Annotated in this window: 15 protein-coding genes; all 15 read right to left on the bottom strand. The window is 39.2% G+C overall.

Annotated elements, in window-relative coordinates:
* Positions 1-200 precede the first annotated feature (200 nt).
* A complete protein-coding gene (locus tag DSL64_RS02780) occupies positions 201-1,568 on the bottom strand; it encodes a sugar transferase (protein WP_115829099.1) in 1,368 nt (455 codons plus the stop codon).
* A 599-nt stretch (positions 1,569-2,167) separates the two neighbouring features.
* On the bottom strand, positions 2,168-3,415 hold the full coding sequence (locus tag DSL64_RS02775; protein ID WP_115829098.1) for a WcaI family glycosyltransferase: 1,248 nt from the start codon (positions 3,413-3,415) through the stop codon (positions 2,168-2,170).
* Between the two features lie 41 nt (positions 3,416-3,456).
* Positions 3,457-3,855, bottom strand: a complete 399-nt coding sequence (locus DSL64_RS02770; protein ID WP_115829097.1) for a VanZ family protein — start codon at positions 3,853-3,855, stop codon at positions 3,457-3,459.
* Positions 3,856-4,683, bottom strand: a complete 828-nt coding sequence (locus DSL64_RS02765) for a glycosyltransferase family 2 protein (RefSeq protein ID WP_115829096.1) — start codon at positions 4,681-4,683, stop codon at positions 3,856-3,858.
* 14 nt (positions 4,684-4,697) lie between these two features.
* The gene (locus tag DSL64_RS02760; protein WP_115829095.1) at positions 4,698-5,273 is read right to left on the bottom strand and encodes an LbetaH domain-containing protein; all 576 of its coding nucleotides are present in this window, start codon (positions 5,271-5,273) and stop codon (positions 4,698-4,700) included.
* Positions 5,266-6,420, bottom strand: a complete 1,155-nt coding sequence (locus DSL64_RS02755) for a glycosyltransferase (RefSeq protein ID WP_115829151.1) — start codon at positions 6,418-6,420, stop codon at positions 5,266-5,268. Before DSL64_RS02755 ends, DSL64_RS02760 begins: the two co-directional genes overlap by 8 nt.
* Before the next feature lie 82 nt (positions 6,421-6,502).
* Entirely contained in the window at positions 6,503-7,642 is a 1,140-nt protein-coding gene (locus DSL64_RS02750) for a glycosyltransferase family 4 protein (protein WP_115829094.1), read from the bottom strand.
* Positions 7,639-8,634: a glycosyltransferase family 4 protein gene (locus DSL64_RS02745; RefSeq protein WP_115829093.1), complete on the bottom strand. Its 996-nt coding sequence runs from the start codon at positions 8,632-8,634 to the stop codon at positions 7,639-7,641. Before DSL64_RS02745 ends, DSL64_RS02750 begins: the two co-directional genes overlap by 4 nt.
* Complete coding sequence (locus DSL64_RS02740; protein ID WP_115829092.1) at positions 8,634-9,671, bottom strand: acyltransferase family protein; 1,038 nt, start codon at positions 9,669-9,671, stop codon at positions 8,634-8,636. The genes DSL64_RS02745 and DSL64_RS02740 overlap by 1 nt, the downstream gene beginning before the upstream one ends.
* Entirely contained in the window at positions 9,668-11,251 is a 1,584-nt protein-coding gene (locus tag DSL64_RS02735) for a hypothetical protein (protein ID WP_115829091.1), read from the bottom strand. The genes DSL64_RS02740 and DSL64_RS02735 overlap by 4 nt, the downstream gene beginning before the upstream one ends.
* A 55-nt stretch (positions 11,252-11,306) precedes the next feature.
* Positions 11,307-12,455: a glycosyltransferase family 4 protein gene (locus DSL64_RS02730; RefSeq protein ID WP_115829090.1), complete on the bottom strand. Its 1,149-nt coding sequence runs from the start codon at positions 12,453-12,455 to the stop codon at positions 11,307-11,309.
* 52 nt (positions 12,456-12,507) lie between these two features.
* A complete protein-coding gene (locus DSL64_RS02725) occupies positions 12,508-13,263 on the bottom strand; it encodes an acyltransferase (RefSeq protein WP_115829089.1) in 756 nt (251 codons plus the stop codon).
* Positions 13,254-14,789 (bottom strand): MATE family efflux transporter, encoded by a 1,536-nt coding sequence (locus tag DSL64_RS02720; protein ID WP_115829088.1) that lies wholly within the window; start codon positions 14,787-14,789, stop codon positions 13,254-13,256. Before DSL64_RS02720 ends, DSL64_RS02725 begins: the two co-directional genes overlap by 10 nt.
* Before the next feature lie 35 nt (positions 14,790-14,824).
* The gene (gene gmd / locus DSL64_RS02715) at positions 14,825-15,970 is read right to left on the bottom strand and encodes a GDP-mannose 4,6-dehydratase (protein WP_115829087.1); all 1,146 of its coding nucleotides are present in this window, start codon (positions 15,968-15,970) and stop codon (positions 14,825-14,827) included.
* A gap of 241 nt (positions 15,971-16,211) precedes the next feature.
* A complete protein-coding gene (locus DSL64_RS02710; RefSeq protein ID WP_115829086.1) occupies positions 16,212-17,213 on the bottom strand; it encodes a mannose-1-phosphate guanylyltransferase in 1,002 nt (333 codons plus the stop codon).
* Positions 17,214-17,306: the final 93 nt, after the last annotated feature.

Below are 17,306 nucleotides of genomic sequence, written 5' to 3'. Positions count from 1 at the left end.
ATTGGGTATTGAGTAGGCTTTAATAATTGTTAGTTATTAGTGGTTAATTGTTAACGAGAGGAGCTGAATTAACTATGAGAGATTGATAATGATCAATAATGTTTTGTTTCCTAAAATGTCTTTGACAGCTAATGACAGTCGAGGTCCACCCTTGTACATTCCTCATTAACCCTTAACCCTTGATCATTAACCATTGATCATCATCTTCCTCTTCCCAGCACCATCACTTGCACTGTTTGGAAAATAAGGGCTACGTCGGTAACAAGACTGTATTTGCGGATGTATTGCAGATCGTAACGCAGGCGTTCTACGTTTTCGGCTACAGTGGAAGCGTATCCTACCTTGATCTGGCCGATAGAGGTGATACCTGGCTTAATGGTTAACAATTTGCGGAATTCATGAGGCGCTTCAGCCATCAACATATCCACGTCATACTTGTACAATGGGCGAGGGCCTACAATAGACATTTCACCTTTCAGTACATTGAAGAATTGTGGCAACTCATCCAGACGGCTACGGCGAAGGATACGACCGATAGGCGTGATCCTTGGGTCATGATCTCCCTGAGAATGCTGCATATTGAACTTCTCCGAATCCGCATACATGGTGCGGAATTTGATCACTTTAAAGATCTTACCCCATTGTCCTGAACGTTCCTGTAAAAAGAAGATCGGTCCTTTGGAAGATAAGCGTACAATTCCCATCAAAAGTAGGAATAGGGGAGCCCCCAGTATCATCACAATGGCTGAGAAGGTAACGTCAAATACACGCTTCACAGTGGCTTCTTCAGTGCTGGAGAATGGCTTAGTATTGACCTGGATCACCGGATACATGTCGTGGTATTCGATCGTCGCCAGATTGGTCATGAAGCCCCGGAAGTCAGGTACCAGGCGCACTTGTGTTTTCTGACGCTGTGCCACACGGATTACACGTTTCACCATGGTATCGTCCATTTCCGATAGGCAGCAGTAGATATAATCAGGCTGGTTGTCTTCCAGGAAAAGTTCAAGTCTTTCCGTTTCGTCCACATTCTCGCGGGCCTCAAAAGATCCAGATTTTTTAAAACCCAGTTCCTTACGGTCTGCATAGAAAGAGTCAATCATTCCGGCTAACTCACCTTTTCCTACCACAGCGTAGGTTTTGAAATTGTAACCCGCTTCACGGTAAAGCTGTATTGAATAGAGCATCACCACTCGCGCTAAAATCGCACTGATGGCAAAGAGCGCGTAGGTATAAGAAAATTGCTGGCGGGAATAACTTTCTCCCTGCTGCGTAAAATACATAAAGGCCAGCATCATACCCCCGTGGATCACGATGGCTTTAAGCACATTCAACGTCTGGCGATTAATGCTGTAAGAAAAGCGGTCGAAAGTGTACGTTTTGAAAATGTTACTGCATAGCAACCATAGGAGATTACTGACCAGAAGTAAATTGACATACCTGTTGTCAGGCATATCCGAAACGGCATCAAAACGTAAAAAGTAGGCTAACAGATAAGATGCATTGAGCAGGAGCACATCGGCCCACAAATGCACCTTCGGAAGGACTCCTGAAAGGCGATTTTTCATAAAAAATAACGTTGAGTAATTTTAGTATTAGGGTAAAAACGTTGAGTAAAGTAAATTCTTATATATGTACTGATTTAGTGAAAAATGCTGTCAATATTAAAAATGTCATTAAACTCGGATAAATGAAATCGAACAATTTCTACAACAACATTACGAAAATTATTGTAAATAAACCATACCAGTAAATTTGAATATTTTTTAATTATCTGTAAATCAGAATGATATATGTAATTCAATTTGAAAAATTATAATAATTCCTTAAAATTTCACAGTGAGAAATTCTTTGTAGAATTTTATTTGGTCAAATAAGTGATAAATTATGCTGCTTTTATTTAATTATCAGCGAGTTACTTTACGGTTTCCAATTTTGATCCAAATTACATGTCCGTAGAAGTGTGTAATCACATCTATTAAAAAATTCCAATCCTCATCACCCTTCAAGACTCCCTGACCACAAATGACCACCTCTGACTAAAAAACTACTAGTCAAAGCAAAGTGATCTAACTTCCTAACTTCTCGCGATCCATTCCTGACCACAAATGACCACCCCTGACTAAAAAACCTAATAGTCCAATCGGAGCCATCTAACTCCTTAACTTCAATAACTTCCTCTAACTCCTTTTACCAATTCTTCCATCCTCCCCTCCACCTTCCTCAAAATCTGCTCTTTCCCCAAATGCTCCACCGCATATTTTCTCGCATTCTCCCGCAGCAGCTGAGCACCCTCACCCAATCCAGTTTGAATAGCAGCTACAAGCGCGCTTGAAGACTCAGGTTCAGCCAGGATCCCCATGTTGTATTTATTGATTACATCGTACAAGGTAGTGCCTGGTAAAGCAGTAACTATGGCGCATCCACCAGAAGCAAGGATACCGGTCAATTTAGAGGGTAAGACAAGATCCGATGCCGATTTTTTTTGCAGCACCAAATGTACATCTGCCATGGCCAACAGGGCTGAAAGCTTTTCATAAGGTTGCAGAGGATGGAACTGTACATTGGTTAACCCGGCATCCTGTGCAAGGCGAACCAGCCTTTCTTTTCCGCCCCCCGTTCCGCTTATGAAAAAATGGACATCAGGCTGACTTTGAAATGTTTTGGCAGCATCGATGATGACCTCCAAACCCTGCTTTTCTCCCAAGTTACCGGAGTAGAGCACCACCTTGTCTGCATCTGTAAAACCGAACTCAGAACGTAGGGATTGTGCTTTTGATAATGGCTTGATCGTTTGCTCATCTACCCAGTTGGGAAACTGCCAGATCTTAGCCGGATTGATATCCTTCATTTCAATCTTGCGTTGCATTCCATCGCTGATGGTGGAGACAACCGTACTGTTTTTCAGGATAAAAGACTCCATACCAAACATGATATTCAGGAAGTTCTCATTTTTGATCATGCCCAGGTCTTTTGCCGCATCCACCTGCAAATCCTGTATATGGCTGATCACCTTGCTGCGATTTAGTTTGGAGAAGAGCAGCGGTAGCAATCCTAAATGAAACGGTGGATTAATAGTGAAAGTGATATCAAACTTCTTTCTGAAAAGTAACAAAAACCAGATGGGCAGGGTAGAAGCAAGGAAGGTAAATTCATGGATAATCCGTTTCAGTGAAGTCACTTCCTGAGGGACATAGAGCGGACAACGGTATACTTCTACACCCTCCATCACTTCCCTGTGCCACATTTTGCCCCGATAGTTTGGGTGCACCTGCCACTCAGGATAGTAGGGTAGAGCTGTGATCACCGTTACCTCATGTCCCTGCTTGGCCAGCCAGGCACACATTTCACCCGTGTATTTACCTATTCCGGTGAGTTCCGGGCTATAGTTGATCCCGTATACAAGTATGCGCATTGAAGTGAATTTTGCTGAAAACTTATCTCTGGTCAAAGAGTTTATGGTTGAGATGTTTTACATCTGCTTGTAATAGTTTTTGAAATTATTGCTATTGTCATTCCGGAAATCGCACCCACCATACCCCATACAATGTCCCAAAGATCAAAATGTCGTTTAGGTAAAAGTAGTTGTCCGAGTTCTGCTACAGTGACGAGTACTAAGGAGCCCGGGAATATGCGTCTCCAATGCTTCGATTCTTTATCAATCGTAATACCTAAAAACGTGGTTGCTAGAAAAAATGGAACAGCTGTTCTGAGATTACCGTAGTGATTGATCCATTTGCCTAGCCAGTGAGGAAAGATAGGTAATGACCCTATATCCGGATGAGGTAGCCAGCTGAAAAATAAGACCGAAAGTCCGAGTACAGCGACTGTTAGAATGGTCAATATACGAGACATCTAATTGCTACGATTCTTCAAAAGCTCCTTTGTTTTGAGCACAATGAAATATTCATAAATAGATTGTAGCGTTGCATAGGTGATCCCTGCTTTTCCATCTAAAAAGGCACGGCGTCCTAGGACCATGTATAGCCACTTAATCAACGGACGACCCGGAAGTTTATAGAATAGTCCTTTCTGGTGATATCTCTTTTCGGTAAAGTCTTTGCTGAACAAAGCTTTACCAAGAGAAAATTCCGTTCCTTTTCCCATATCTTCAAGACGCATAGCCGCTTCCATGTCAGCGTAACCGAGATGTCTGCTTATCCAATAGCGAAACCCTTTACTGAAAGGGTAATGATCCAAAAAGCCAGAAATTCGGCCTACGGTGCCGTCCGGAATAGAAACGGGATTAACCAATCTCTCGTAATGCATTTTGTCCGGTTTGAATAACCGTAAGTAGTAAGGAGACATCTGCGCATACTTTAACCACGTACCATCCCAGGCGAAATCACGTCTTTGAATTTCATAAGCAACATTATTACTGTTTGTAAAATCATATGATTTTATTGCCGCCAGCAGGCTTTCTGACACTCTTTCATCTGCATCTATGTAAAGAACCCAGGAATATTTAAATGGTATATTCACCAGCCCCCAATTTTGATGAGCAGACCAGTTTTCAAATTTACGTTGCGTAATTTTCGCTCCGAAGGATTCTGCAATCTGCAAAGTATTGTCATCACTAAACGAATCATACACATGAATATCGTCACACCATTGGTGAACTGATTCAAGGCATCCAGGAAGATCTTGTTGTTCGTTTTTTGTGAGTATAAGGACTGAGATCATAACGTATTCTTATCTTAGAGTATAATAGATATTGAGGGCGTTTTATTGTCATCCATAACTCGGGGTTTCAGGGGTTTGCATGGATGCCCAGCACACACCATCCAAGCTGGCATATCTTTTGTTACTACAGAGCGTGCACCAACCACACATCCCTCTCCAATTGTCACGCCTGGATGAACGAATGCTTCCGCAGCTACCCACGCCTGTGCGCCGATGTTGATCGGCATAGTCACTAACGGATGACCAGATTTTGTGTAATCGTGAGTACCAGCACATATATGTGCACCTTGGGATACAATAGCTCTGTAGCCAATAGTAATTTTTCCCTGAGAATATAGAATAGCTTCGTTGGCTACCCCACATTCATCGTGGAGTTCCAAATTCCAGGGTGCCCAAATTTTTGCATCGGGATAAACATGAACGCCTTTTCCTATTTTTGCTCCAAAGCAGCGGAGTATAAATGAGCGCCAAGAGTGGAGAGGCCTAGGAGAAATCCGAAAGGCCAGGATGTAGACAACTCCCCAAACTATTCTGCCCAATCTGTTACGTAGAGAGAAGGATGCTCCTGTATAAGTATCTTGATTATGCATATCGCGTTTCTTTGAGTAACACATCTTTTAACCTCTGAGCTGCTTGCTCTACAGCGAAATGTTTACGGTAAACAGCATAAGCATTGTCTGACATGCTTATTTTGTCTTCGTCAGTTTTATTAAACCACGCAGCGAGTAATCTCTCTATACCGTCCAAGGTGTCACTATCCACTATCCCTGCGCCACCATAGCTGATCTCTTTCCAAATATTAACTTGATCTGTGATGAGTACGGGCCTGCTACATGCTAGTGCCTCTGCGACAGATATTCCGAAGTTTTCTTGGTGACTAGGCAGTACAAAGGCTTGGCAGCCGTAAAAAGCTCCCCATTTTGCATCGCCTTGAAGCATACCCACAAAATGGATGTTCTTTGCCTTACGAGCTGAAGATCTCAGGATGTTTGCATATTCTCCTTCTACTGGACCTGCTACCACTAAGTCTGGAAAATCTTCCGTGTCTAGTCCTAATTTGATATACGAGTTTATCAATAAATCTAATCCCTTTTTTGGATGTAAACGGCTTAGGAATAATATGTAAGGTTTATCCCCTAATTTATCTGCTCTCATTCGAAATGCAGCCTTCATTTCTTGGCTAAACGAAGGGGGGGGTTGGATCCCATATCCAACGTTCAGTTCCATTCTGGGATTATAACCTGTGAAAGTTTCTCTAGCAAGTAACAATTCCTGCTCGCATGTGAACAAAAGACCATTTACACTATTTACAACCTTTTTTTCAATTAAATGCCAATAGACTTCATTGCGAAGGGCTTTTAGCTTTCTGGTTTTATCCCGTTGGAACCATGGATCCAACATTCCGTGAGGCATTATGTATACTGGAGGTATTCTTTTATTTTTTTGCTTTAGCTTCCTTAATATCTTAACTGCCATATAACTGTGATATAGCCAAAGCCCATGTACAATCACAAGGTCATATTTTTCGACATTTTGTATCAACCACTCATCAAAGGAGGAATTATACTTCCACGATCCCTTACTGGCACCTAGCGCGTGTATTTTGAACAAATCATGTTTTAGGTAGCTCTCTGAAGAATTATCGAAGCAAACAACTTCATTGGAAATGCCTATTCTCTGTAATTCAGGAATGGTGTTCCTTATCCCTTGGCAAGGTCCACCATTATCGGGGTTCATACTAGGTATAATTCTTAATATAACCATTTGAATATGATCTATTTTTAGGAAATTATTTGACTTTGAAGGTATCCGAATGTCATTATTGCTTCTCAATTTGATACCAAGGAGCTGTAGGCTTATCTACCATTAAACCTTTATCTAGAAAATCGATAATTTTTAAGAAGTACGATGCCATGGGTTTTCCAGAAATATGAGAAATTGCCCATGCTCGGTTCGCCCTTCGCTCAGTTACTCTCACCTTACCTTTTTCGATCATTACTCTTATACTCTGAGCTAGTTTTTCTACATCAAGTGAATTGATGACTTTTCCAATTTGATTATCAGTTATTAAGGAACTCGACCCGCAGTATTTACTTACTAATACTGGAGTCCCTTCCATTATACTTTCGGAAACTACCGCTCCCCAGCCGTCATGTCGACTCGGTAAAATAAAGAGATCATAGGTATTTAATTTTCGTCTAAGAGTAGCATTAGGTAAAAAATTGTGGAAATTTATGCTGCCGGATACCTGGTTGACTGTCTCAGCGCTCTTACTACTATTTATCTGGTCGGGCCTTAAACAGTAAAGGTCAGCCTTAAATGGCAAGTCAATTTTTTCGAGAGCCTTTATTAAAATGTCGTATCCCTTCCGCGGGATAAGCGAACCTGCGAACGCTATCATGTATTCACCGCTTAAAGGCGAGATATCCCCAATAATATCGCAATTGGAATTCTCAACAGTATAAGCCCACTCGAATACCTTTCGTGAATCATATCCCCATAATTTAAACTGATCGACTCCGTTTTTACCAGTTGCGAGAACAAATTCGATGTTCGAAGAATACAAATACCTGTGGTAGAACCCTCTAATTGTTCGGAACTTGCCTTTGACTCCTCTAAAATCTAAAGGTTCTGTAAAAATTCCAATTCTACACCCCTTTTTGATTGCATATAGAAATGCTTTTTGAATCACAGGAAAGGCGTTAATTCCTGAAAATATATGTACACTGTCACTACCAGAGTTGTCATCAATAATATCTGATATTTGTAGAGTATCATTCCAAAGGCTGATGTGAGTAACATTTCCTAGTTTCGGCTCAGCCCAGCCCATCTCACTTCTGTGCGATGAAATTCGATTTGTTGTTAACAATGTCACATTTCCAGTATTCATTTCGTCAAGACAGCGCAGGAAAGACGATTGATGAATACTATTGGTATTCTGCCAAAAAAACAACTTCATTTTGTCGCTAGTTTAGAGGAGTAAATTTCTTGATATAATTTGAAGTAACTTGATGCAATTAGCTGGCGTGAATATCTCTTTATATTTTTTAATCCATTACCTATTAGCTCTTCTCTTAATTGAGCATCGGATGATAGAATATCCAAATTTTTCCTGATTTGCTTTGGATCAAATGGATTTACAAATAGGGCGGAATCTCCAGCCACACTTGGCATTGAGGATATATTACTTGTTAGCACGCATCTACCTACAGAATTTGCTTCAAGAATGGGAACCCCGAAGCCTTCATACTCAGAAGCAAAAAATAGAATATCACACTTTTTGTAACAATCGTAAACTCGCTCTCTACTAATATTGGAATGCCACTCGTAAGAGATGTTTAGCTTATTGAGTAGCTCTTCTAAACTGGAGTCTTTTTTTCTAATCAAAATAAGTCTATAACTAGAATCCTTGATAGCTTCAATAAGCCTATTCAGATTTTTGTTGTTACCACCTCCGATCTGTAATATGATTGGACTACTCTCATCGAATATTTTTGGAGAGAATTTAAAGTCATCTGGAGCAGGATTTGGAATTACCTCTATCTTGGAAGCAGATATACCTGTTATTTGTACTAATTTCTGTTTGGTAAACTCGGATATTGTTGTAATTTTCGCTGCTCTTCTAAGAGGTAAATATAACCATACAAATTTTTTAACTATTTTTCTGATTCCGGTTAAATCACGTTCATATCTTCCTACATCATGGACAGTTACGATTGTCCTTTTCTTTGATAGAAAAAACGATATTTCATGTATATCTCCAGTTATATGATTTACATCACCCTGTTGAAACCTAGCTTTGAAAAATGACTTGAAACGCATCCACTCATTAGTGCAAAAATAATCAGTGGAAAGCATACTTTCGGGTAAAGCTGACTTAATGATGTCAAAAACTCCTTCGATACTGTTCGCCCCATCGTTCTTAGGTCTAAAAAAATATACGACTTTCATTATGCTCGTTTGTTTAAATTTGTTCCAGCTCTACCTAGTAGGAAGTATAGGTGCTTGTCAATTAAATTGACTAAAAGAATTAGTGCTATCCAAAATAAAATTTGTCTGGGTATAATATAAAAACTATGAGGTTGTAGTGACTTAAACGATAACGAGAGAGCCATCTTAATTAGCTGATGAATACCTAAAATAATAAGTGACTTACTACCCATATCACAAATAAGTCTCGTAGCCCAATTACTTTTGTTAAATTTATTCGTTATTTCTAAAGAAATAACAAGCAGAAAAGCAATGCCGGCCAAGGATGAGATATATGTTAGTGGTAGATAACCAAGTTTGTTGAAGCATAAGTCTATGCGTTCATAATTTGCAAAACAACATACAATGTTAATGACTAGAAAAAAAATAGCATAAATTATTAGTATTGAAGATGATTTAGGCTTTTCAGTGATATTTGATAAGTAAGACTTTGAAATAAAGCCGATCATGTAAAAAGCTAATGATGTGGGAACAACTTCAAGCTTATATGGCAGTCTAACTGCGTACTTGCTTAGAATTAGACCTACTAGCATTGAGCTAATTAATACCACATATAACATTAAATGGCTTATTCTCTGTAGTCTTAGAAGCAGGGTAAAGGTAATTTCAGTTAAGAAAAGAACCGGCAGGAACCATAAAGCTAGACCACGCCATCCATAAAGACATACATGAATAGCTTGGGTCATATTTTTTACTTCTGAATTCATTTCGAATTCAGTCGAGATCACCAGCATGAAAATGAAGTATAGTAGAGTGAAAGATATATAGGGTATTAACAAGCTTTTCGACTTCTTTAATACCAAGTCTAATACTCCCAGTTCAGTATTCTTGAACAGGTAACCTGAGATAACAAAAAATAGCGGCATGTGAAAGGACCAAATCCACCAAGCGATTTTTTGCGGTATCCCAGAATGTCCAATTACAACTAGGATAATACCAAGTCCCTTCAAGAAGTCTATCCATATAACTCTTTTACTTGCATTGGAAGAGTTACTCATATTTTAAATATTTTACTGATAAATCCTGTCAATCTAAAAAGGATAATATATACAACAACCATTTGAATCCATCCTCTGATTATGAAACCTAGAAAAGTTGAAATGCCTTCGTAGTTAAAAAAAGTCATTAGCATTGGCATGATTGTAAGTGCCGGGACTGTAATAAATTGTCGCTTGTCGTGACGAAATGATAGTAAATCCACCGCATAAAAAACCGGTATAATTACCAAGGCAAGTAAGAGAAGGTATAGATAACCAAATGCAGCGATGCCGGCCCCGTTCACCTGAGATTGTCTTTTACTTTCTAGGCCATTATAGTCACCTGTTGATAAATAGTATAGATAATCTCCGTAAGATGCTTTCATTATTTGCTTCTTATCTATGGTTATGTCAAGTATTTGCAGTAGAGGGCTTGGAAAAAGAGCTAATACAAAATTGCCTAGAAATTCCCTCATTGGAGTTGAGTCATCAATTCTTTCAGCATGGTATAGATTTAGATCCGATGCTTTCAAATTACATAATCTTGCTAGGAAAATGTTGTCTACATAATGTTCGTCCCAGAGGTAATTTGTCACAATGACTCCTTCCATTTTTTTTCTAGTCTGATTCAGAGCTTCTTCATTAAAGAAAACGTCTATAGTTTTTGATATCATATCGATGGATGATGTTTCCTTCTTTTGAGCTCTAACAGTTACCATTGCTAAGCCGAGGTTAACTAATGGGCCAGTTAAGAGGTAAACGATTATAACATAAGCTGCGATTTTTTTACCAGAAAAAATATCTGGAGATATTCGATTCATAAGAAGGCTTAAAAGATAGGTGAAGCAAAGTCCCATAACTACTTTCATGAAAGTAGCTCTGTGATTTGTCATGAAAGCCAGTAAAAGTATTATCAAAGAGTATGCTACAAAAATGTAAATATTATTTCTTCTTTTAGGTGTCCCAGAGTACAGGTTCTTAAAGAATAAAAAATAGGGGCAGTAAGCAAATGGGAAAAAGCCTTGTATTAATTTTGAGGATGATGACTCTCCTTCTTCAGTATGTATCCCCGCATAGTAAAGAACAAAAAGTGAGATGATTCCTACTAAACCCATTAGCCAAATTTGTAAGTCATCAGGACTAGTGTAAAAACCGGAATATTTAAGAAGACGACGAGCCGGACTTACCAACTTTGTGTTTGCAAAATGAATATAAATTCTGAAGGAAATTGCCACTATCGAGAGGGACATTATTCCGTGAAAAAACACGCTGTATGGTACGGTTAAATTATATGTTATTGGTTTGAGTTCGAGTAGCGTGGCCGGCATCGGAAGATAGAAATTACAAAGGCCATACCCCAAAACAACAAGCGAAGACAGGGGGTAATTATTTATAGTTTTCTCGTTAAGGACAATATTATAAACTATCAGCCAGCCTATCACTGAATACGCTATCCCTACAAGAACTGGTAATTCGGGAAATAACACCAATTCCAGTATCGAAGATAGGATCAATATTCTGATCGACCAAGATTTAAATATTGATAAGAATCTCTGTTTTGATACAGTTGTATCCAGTTTTTTGTTCAGGCTACTAGTCATTTCTATTAAAGCATTAAATCAAATAATTAACTTGTCATTGACTATTTGATACGATCTATTGGAATACATTTCCCCATTTTGACTCGAAATCTTCAAAGGCAATTTTTAAATCAAAAATCGATGATTTTGCATTTTTACTTTGTCTGACTATTTCTTCTGGGTAGCTTAAGTAAAAATGAATAGCTGAACTTAGTCCTTCCACGTTTGATTCACAAATATATCCATCAACCTTGTGTCTAACTAGTTCCGGCATGCCACCTGAGGCGAATATGATTGATGGAGTGCTGAATGACTTAGCTTCTACCAACACGTTGCCTAATGGCTCTTGTTTTATTGATGGTGTGATTAGCACATCGGTTTGCGAAAAAAAATTATCTGTGTTATTGATTGTTCCCAAGAAAACTATTCTATTAGAGAGATCGGCTGATTTAACTTTTTCTATTAATGCATCGGAATATGACTTATCGTATTGAAGACTTCCAGCTATTAGAAATTTTACATTATCAAATATTTTACATGCTTCAATAGCGGCTTCTATTAATATGTGAACGCCTTTTCCATGATTTATTTGGCCGATGTAAGAAAAGGTAACAAAATCACCTTTGGTGTAACTTACATGCGTGTCTTTAGTGTTGAATCTAATGGGCGGATAGTTGTAAATAACGGCATTATTACTTTGCAACTCACGCCCTGCTTCAACTAACTTTTTTTCTATGTACTTGGATATACAAACAAATTTGTATACTTTTTTTGATATATACTTCTTCCACGCGATCTTGAATGGAAGCCAGCCCGTAACTGGAGCGTCACCCAGTCTGTAAACGATTTTTACATTTGTAAAAAGAAAAGAAGGTATCAGATTAAAGAACATGAAGTCACTGGCAATATAAATGAAATCAGGTTTGTACCTATGTAATTCCTTTGTAAAATGAATATTGTGAATAAACACCTTATATAGGTATTTTATCGACTTTAATATAGTGTGTGGCTTCCTCATGTCATCCCAACTTGGATAAGGAATTTTTTTAGTTGAGATACAATTATTCTCCATAATTGTTTCCGCCTCTGGTGCTATGCCAAACTTGTTAGTCAAAATAAGAAGATCAAAATTTAAGTCCTTTAAAGTTTTGAAAACTTGAACATTTGACCTCTCGTGACCAAAATATAAACTGTTGCCATATATACACAAAACTTTCCTGCTCACACTTTTGCTTTTTTAGTTAATTCAATATTTGCCAAAATCTATAGAATATGTACTAGGTTTCACGACTAATGTATTTCAGAGATAATTGTGACATAACTGTTTGATTGCTTTCAATATTATTGCCAGTGATGAGTGTCCGAAATCCTACAATAACTGAATTGCCTATTTTTGAGCCCTTCAGTATACAAACCTCGCGGCCAATCCAGCAGTCATTACCTATATGAACAGGCGATGTGACTGGTTTTTCGTACTCGTAACCAAAGCTTGGAAAAAACTGTTCTGTGAGTTCGCGCCTGCGTTCGTCACTGTAGATGTTATGTGTGTTGGTATCCCAAATCATACAATTATATGATATCATACAATAACTACCTATATTAATCATTTCATCAGCTCTTAACTCACTACCCTCGTTAATATTGGTATACGCACCAATATTAATATTGCTTCCAAATCTTTGCCAAACCTTTGATCTTATTCTACAATTTTTTCCGATCGATAAATTGGCCCCTTTGGGAACCGTTATAGGCACTTTTTTGGGGCTATCTCCAGATTCTAAGATGCAGTTGTCCTCTATGTTTATTGAGCCTGCTGAGTTTATATTGACGCGATGAAATTTACAGAAATTCCCTACACGCATCTTTGACCCTGTTACCAATGTAATCTTGCTCTTTACAATTCTGATATTAGCAGGGATTTCAAGTTTTGCACCTCTTTGAATTCGAACAATTGAACCCTCTAGGAGGTAGCGATACCGCAACTCGTAGAATATTAAATTATAAAAGTTTTTAAATTTTTTAGCTATATCCATCTTAAACGTAATTTACTAAAGGCACTGTTTATCATTGAAGATATAGTTGTTTTCTCGTCTTTGCTTAATCCCCAAAAGTATATGCTAGCGAAGAAAATTATTATAGATATCGGGAAACTATAAAAAAATCGATACGGATGGTTAAAGAACGATGTCATAATGATCAGAGAACATACCATCAGCAGAGAGGGTATGAAGCATTTTCCGATGACTAAGATTAAATACTCTTTGATATTCAGCCCTCCGATTCTCTTTAGAATTATTATTCTACCGATTCCGGCCAAACCCTCAAAAACTGCGTAGCCAATAATTACTGATGTTGATGAGTGTCCGGAACTGAGTAGAAGGTAGCCGGTTGGGACAATCATAAGTTTGATTGTCCCTGCTACTAGCATGTAACTCTTGATATTACCTATTGCCTGTGCCGCAGAATCCAAGCCAACGGTAAGCTGATTTGCCATTACACCTAATATGATTAGTCGGCAGAAGGTTGTCGTATGATCTGGCACTTTTATAAGCCAGAGCTTTAGAATTTCTTCCATTTCGAAAATACAAGGAATAGCGATAAATGCTAACAGATAGTAACTAAATTTGCTAGCTATATTCGATAGTTTTAGCATACTTTGCCTGTTTCCGGCTCCTTCATTTTTCATAATTCGCGGATTGAGGGCTTTTAGCATTGTAGCCGAAAAAAAGTTAACCTGTGAGGCTACTTGACTTGCAATGCCGTAACTCGCATTTATAGTTGAACCCAAGAAAACGTTTAGTAGAATTGCTACACCTTGCGTTTTTCCAATTCCTGTCAAAGCTCCAAACAAGTTCCACCCTGCAAAGGCTGTTAAATTCTTTACAAGTTTAGAGTCATAATACTTGGTTACAGTTAATGTACACTCGTCATATTTTCTTAAACAGTATATGAAATAGCTGGAGAAGGTAATTAGGCTGACAAAAGTCATTAATAGCCCGTATACCAAGAGAGTGTCTCCTTCAATATAGGGTAGTACTAATACAATTGTTAGTTTCACTAAAACTTCGATAATATTAATAATTGACAACCACAGCATATCTTCGTTCGCATTTATCGAAGCTGTAAATGGAACGGAAAGTACTGTGAATAAAACAGATATACCCATTGCATGATAAATCCACTTTGCGGTATTCTCTCGACCTAAGGGAACATTTAAAAATCCATTGAAAATGAATATACCGATAAGTTCAATAAAGCATATTAGTGCAAGAGCAATGACAAAATGTAAGACTACACTAGTAGAAAATATTCGTTTTTGAAAATTGCTGTCCTTCTTTCCCTGGTGAAAAGAGAGAAAGCGTTGAGTTGACGTTGACATCGCAGCATTCAAAAAAGATAGCATTGATATCACTCCAGCGATTAGATTGTAAATCCCGTAATCTACAACGCCCAAAGCTCCAAGGGCTTCACGAGTAGTATAAAAGGTTACTCCAATTGTCACCAGCATTCTGCCATAAAGAATGCTGGTGTTAAGTATTACTTTGTTCGCTGCGTTCATATATATTACAGCAGATTTAACACGGAAAAATGATATTATTCGAAGTGATTAAGAATTCCGAAACCTTCATTTAGAAGTAACTGATCCTTTTGGAACAATCTCAGATCCGACTTTGCCATATCTTCAATCAATGTATCCAAAGTATGCTTAGGTTTCCATCCTAATTTTTCCTGAGATTTGGTTGGGTCTCCTATCAAAAGTTCTACTTCGGTAGGGCGATAGTATCTAGGATCAATTTTTAGTACCACAGTGCCCGCTTTCAAATGCTCTCCATTCTGGATACCTAATTCGCTAAGGCGGTCTATATTGACAGATGCAATTGTTCCGATTTCATTTTCTTCGATGCCGGTAAATGCTACCTCTACGCCAAGGAATGCGAATGTCTTACGTATAAATTCGCGTACACGGGTCGTTACACCTGTTGCTATCACAAAGTCTTCGGAGGTTTCCTGTTGCAGGATCAGATACATCGCTTCCACATAATCCTTGGCATGTCCCCAGTCGCGTTGGGCGTCAATGTTACCCATATACAAAGTATCTTGTAACCCCAGGACGATCTTCGCAGCTGCACGTGTAATCTTACGCGTTACAAAGGTCTCACCGCGTAACGGAGATTCGTGGTTGAAAAGAATTCCGTTAGATGCAAACATACCATAAGCTTCTCGGTAGTTTACTGTAATCCAGTAGGCATACATTTTCGCTACTGCGTAAGGAGAACGAGGGTAGAAGGGGGTTGTTTCTGATTGTGGAACTGCCTGCACCAATCCATAAAGCTCTGAGGTGGATGCCTGGTATATTTTTGTTTTTTTAGTCAAACCTAAAAGGCGAACCGCTTCCAGAATACGAAGTGTACCGATACCATCTGCATTCGCTGTATATTCCGGCATCTCAAAACTTACCTGTACGTGGCTCATCGCAGCCAGGTTGTAGATTTCGTCTGGTTGTACTTCCTGAATGATACGGGTCAGGTTCATAGAGTCGGTCAGATCACCGTAGTGCAGGATGAACTTGGCGTTATCTACGTGCGGATCCTGGTACAAATGGTCGATACGATCCGTGTTGAACAAGGAGCTACGACGTTTGATACCGTGTACGGTGTATCCTTTTCCTAATAGAAGTTCGGTGAGATATGCACCATCCTGGCCGGTTACACCGGTAATAAGAGCGACTTTGTTTGACATCTTTATTTTAGCTATCGGCTTTCGGCTTGGTCCATCATTACGGGCGGCCGTCGGCGGGTGTTATTTGAATTTTATGTTATTCTTTTTTTGAAACGAGTTACACAGTGTTTGACGCTGAGTTTATTGTCACATTGAGCGGAGTCGAAATGCCTTATACAATTAGGCTTCGACCGCAGGCTCAGCCTGACAAAAACTTTGCGTTTAACTTTTTAGCTAATCGCTATAAGCTAACAGCTCATTGCTAGTTCACCAGTTCCGGTTTTTCCACTTCCAATCTCTCATATATCTTCTTGACATCCTGACTATTGTTTTTCGATAGTACCAGGATGGCGTCTTCGGTTTCTACGAGTACCAGGTTGTCTACTCCCAGGAACTCGACGTGTTTTTTGGAACCTACTACACAATTGTTGTTTTTAAAATGTTGTGTTTCTCCTTGTCCTTCCCAGTGCTCCCAGATGGACTCAAAGGATCCCAGGTCTGACCAACCAAAGCGGGCCTGTACTACACGGATCTTAGAAGAACGTTCCATCACAGCATAGTCAATACTTTTGGACGGGATCTGGCTGGTTTCTAATTCCGGCAGGAAACTCTCCGCACGACATGCAAAACAAGTTTTTGATTTTTCCAGAATTTCCGGTTCGAATGCTTCCAGTTCTGCCAGGAAGGTACCTGCCTGAAAACAGAACATACCGCTGTTCCAAAGAAAATTACCTGCATCCAGGAATGATTGCGCGGTAGTTGCATCAGGCTTTTCACGGAATGAAATTACTTCATTGCCGTTGTATTCGATATAGCCGTAACCCGTTTCCGGTTTAATAGGGGTGATGCCAAAAGTTACCAGGTATCCTTGTTTAGCCAGCTCAATGGATTCGGTCAATGCCGCCTCGTAGGCCTTTTCATCTGTGATGATATGGTCTGACGGAGTCACCAATAAAATATCATCCGGTTGAACAGCCAGTGCCGCAAAGGCAATGGCCGCTGCTGTGTTGCGTGGTGCAGCTTCAATGATTTCCGTAAAGTTGCCTACTCCGGCACGAAGCAAGTCTGCTTGCGACAACAGGTAGTTGTCTTTATTGCCAACAATCAGGGTTTGATCTACAAGGCTTTTGCTTCTTTCTGCAGTCAGTTGAAACAAGGACTTCTCCCCAAACATGGGGATGTACTGCTTCGGCATGGACTTCCGTGAGACCGGCCACAGACGGCTTCCCACTCCTCCGGATAATATGACGTGAACGATGCGCATGTTTTTGGGCTATTAGCTTTTAGCTATCAGCTTTTTAAGGTTAAAATAACGTTGAGTAAAATCTATTATCTTTTTTATATTTTCTGTCACAGT

This window comes from Dyadobacter luteus (assembly GCF_003383615.1).
Classification (GTDB): domain Bacteria; phylum Bacteroidota; class Bacteroidia; order Cytophagales; family Spirosomataceae; genus Dyadobacter; species Dyadobacter luteus.
Note: the sequence above shows the minus strand (reverse complement) of the source record. Positions and strands in the feature narration are given on the sequence as shown.

What these genes read in the sequence shown, in the direction of transcription:
- DSL64_RS02775 (WP_115829098.1), bottom strand. Translation starts at nt 3,415, where the DNA reads ATGCGCATACTTGTATACGGGATCAACTATAGCCCGGAACTCACCGGA.
- DSL64_RS02760 (WP_115829095.1), bottom strand. Translation starts at nt 5,273, where the DNA reads ATGCATAATCAAGATACTTATACAGGAGCATCCTTCTCTCTACGTAAC.
- DSL64_RS02725 (WP_115829089.1), bottom strand. Translation starts at nt 13,263, where the DNA reads ATGGATATAGCTAAAAAATTTAAAAACTTTTATAATTTAATATTCTAC.
- DSL64_RS02720 (WP_115829088.1), bottom strand. Translation starts at nt 14,789, where the DNA reads ATGAACGCAGCGAACAAAGTAATACTTAACACCAGCATTCTTTATGGC.
- DSL64_RS02770 (WP_115829097.1), bottom strand. Translation starts at nt 3,855, where the DNA reads ATGTCTCGTATATTGACCATTCTAACAGTCGCTGTACTCGGACTTTCG.
- DSL64_RS02780 (WP_115829099.1), bottom strand. Translation starts at nt 1,568, where the DNA reads ATGAAAAATCGCCTTTCAGGAGTCCTTCCGAAGGTGCATTTGTGGGCC.
- gmd (WP_115829087.1), bottom strand. Translation starts at nt 15,970, where the DNA reads ATGTCAAACAAAGTCGCTCTTATTACCGGTGTAACCGGCCAGGATGGT.
- DSL64_RS02745 (WP_115829093.1), bottom strand. Translation starts at nt 8,634, where the DNA reads ATGAAAGTCGTATATTTTTTTAGACCTAAGAACGATGGGGCGAACAGT.
- DSL64_RS02710 (WP_115829086.1), bottom strand. Translation starts at nt 17,213, where the DNA reads ATGCGCATCGTTCACGTCATATTATCCGGAGGAGTGGGAAGCCGTCTG.
- DSL64_RS02765 (WP_115829096.1), bottom strand. Translation starts at nt 4,683, where the DNA reads ATGATCTCAGTCCTTATACTCACAAAAAACGAACAACAAGATCTTCCT.
- DSL64_RS02735 (WP_115829091.1), bottom strand. Translation starts at nt 11,251, where the DNA reads ATGACTAGTAGCCTGAACAAAAAACTGGATACAACTGTATCAAAACAG.
- DSL64_RS02755 (WP_115829151.1), bottom strand. Translation starts at nt 6,420, where the DNA reads ATGAACCCCGATAATGGTGGACCTTGCCAAGGGATAAGGAACACCATT.
- DSL64_RS02740 (WP_115829092.1), bottom strand. Translation starts at nt 9,671, where the DNA reads ATGAGTAACTCTTCCAATGCAAGTAAAAGAGTTATATGGATAGACTTC.
- DSL64_RS02750 (WP_115829094.1), bottom strand. Translation starts at nt 7,642, where the DNA reads ATGAAGTTGTTTTTTTGGCAGAATACCAATAGTATTCATCAATCGTCT.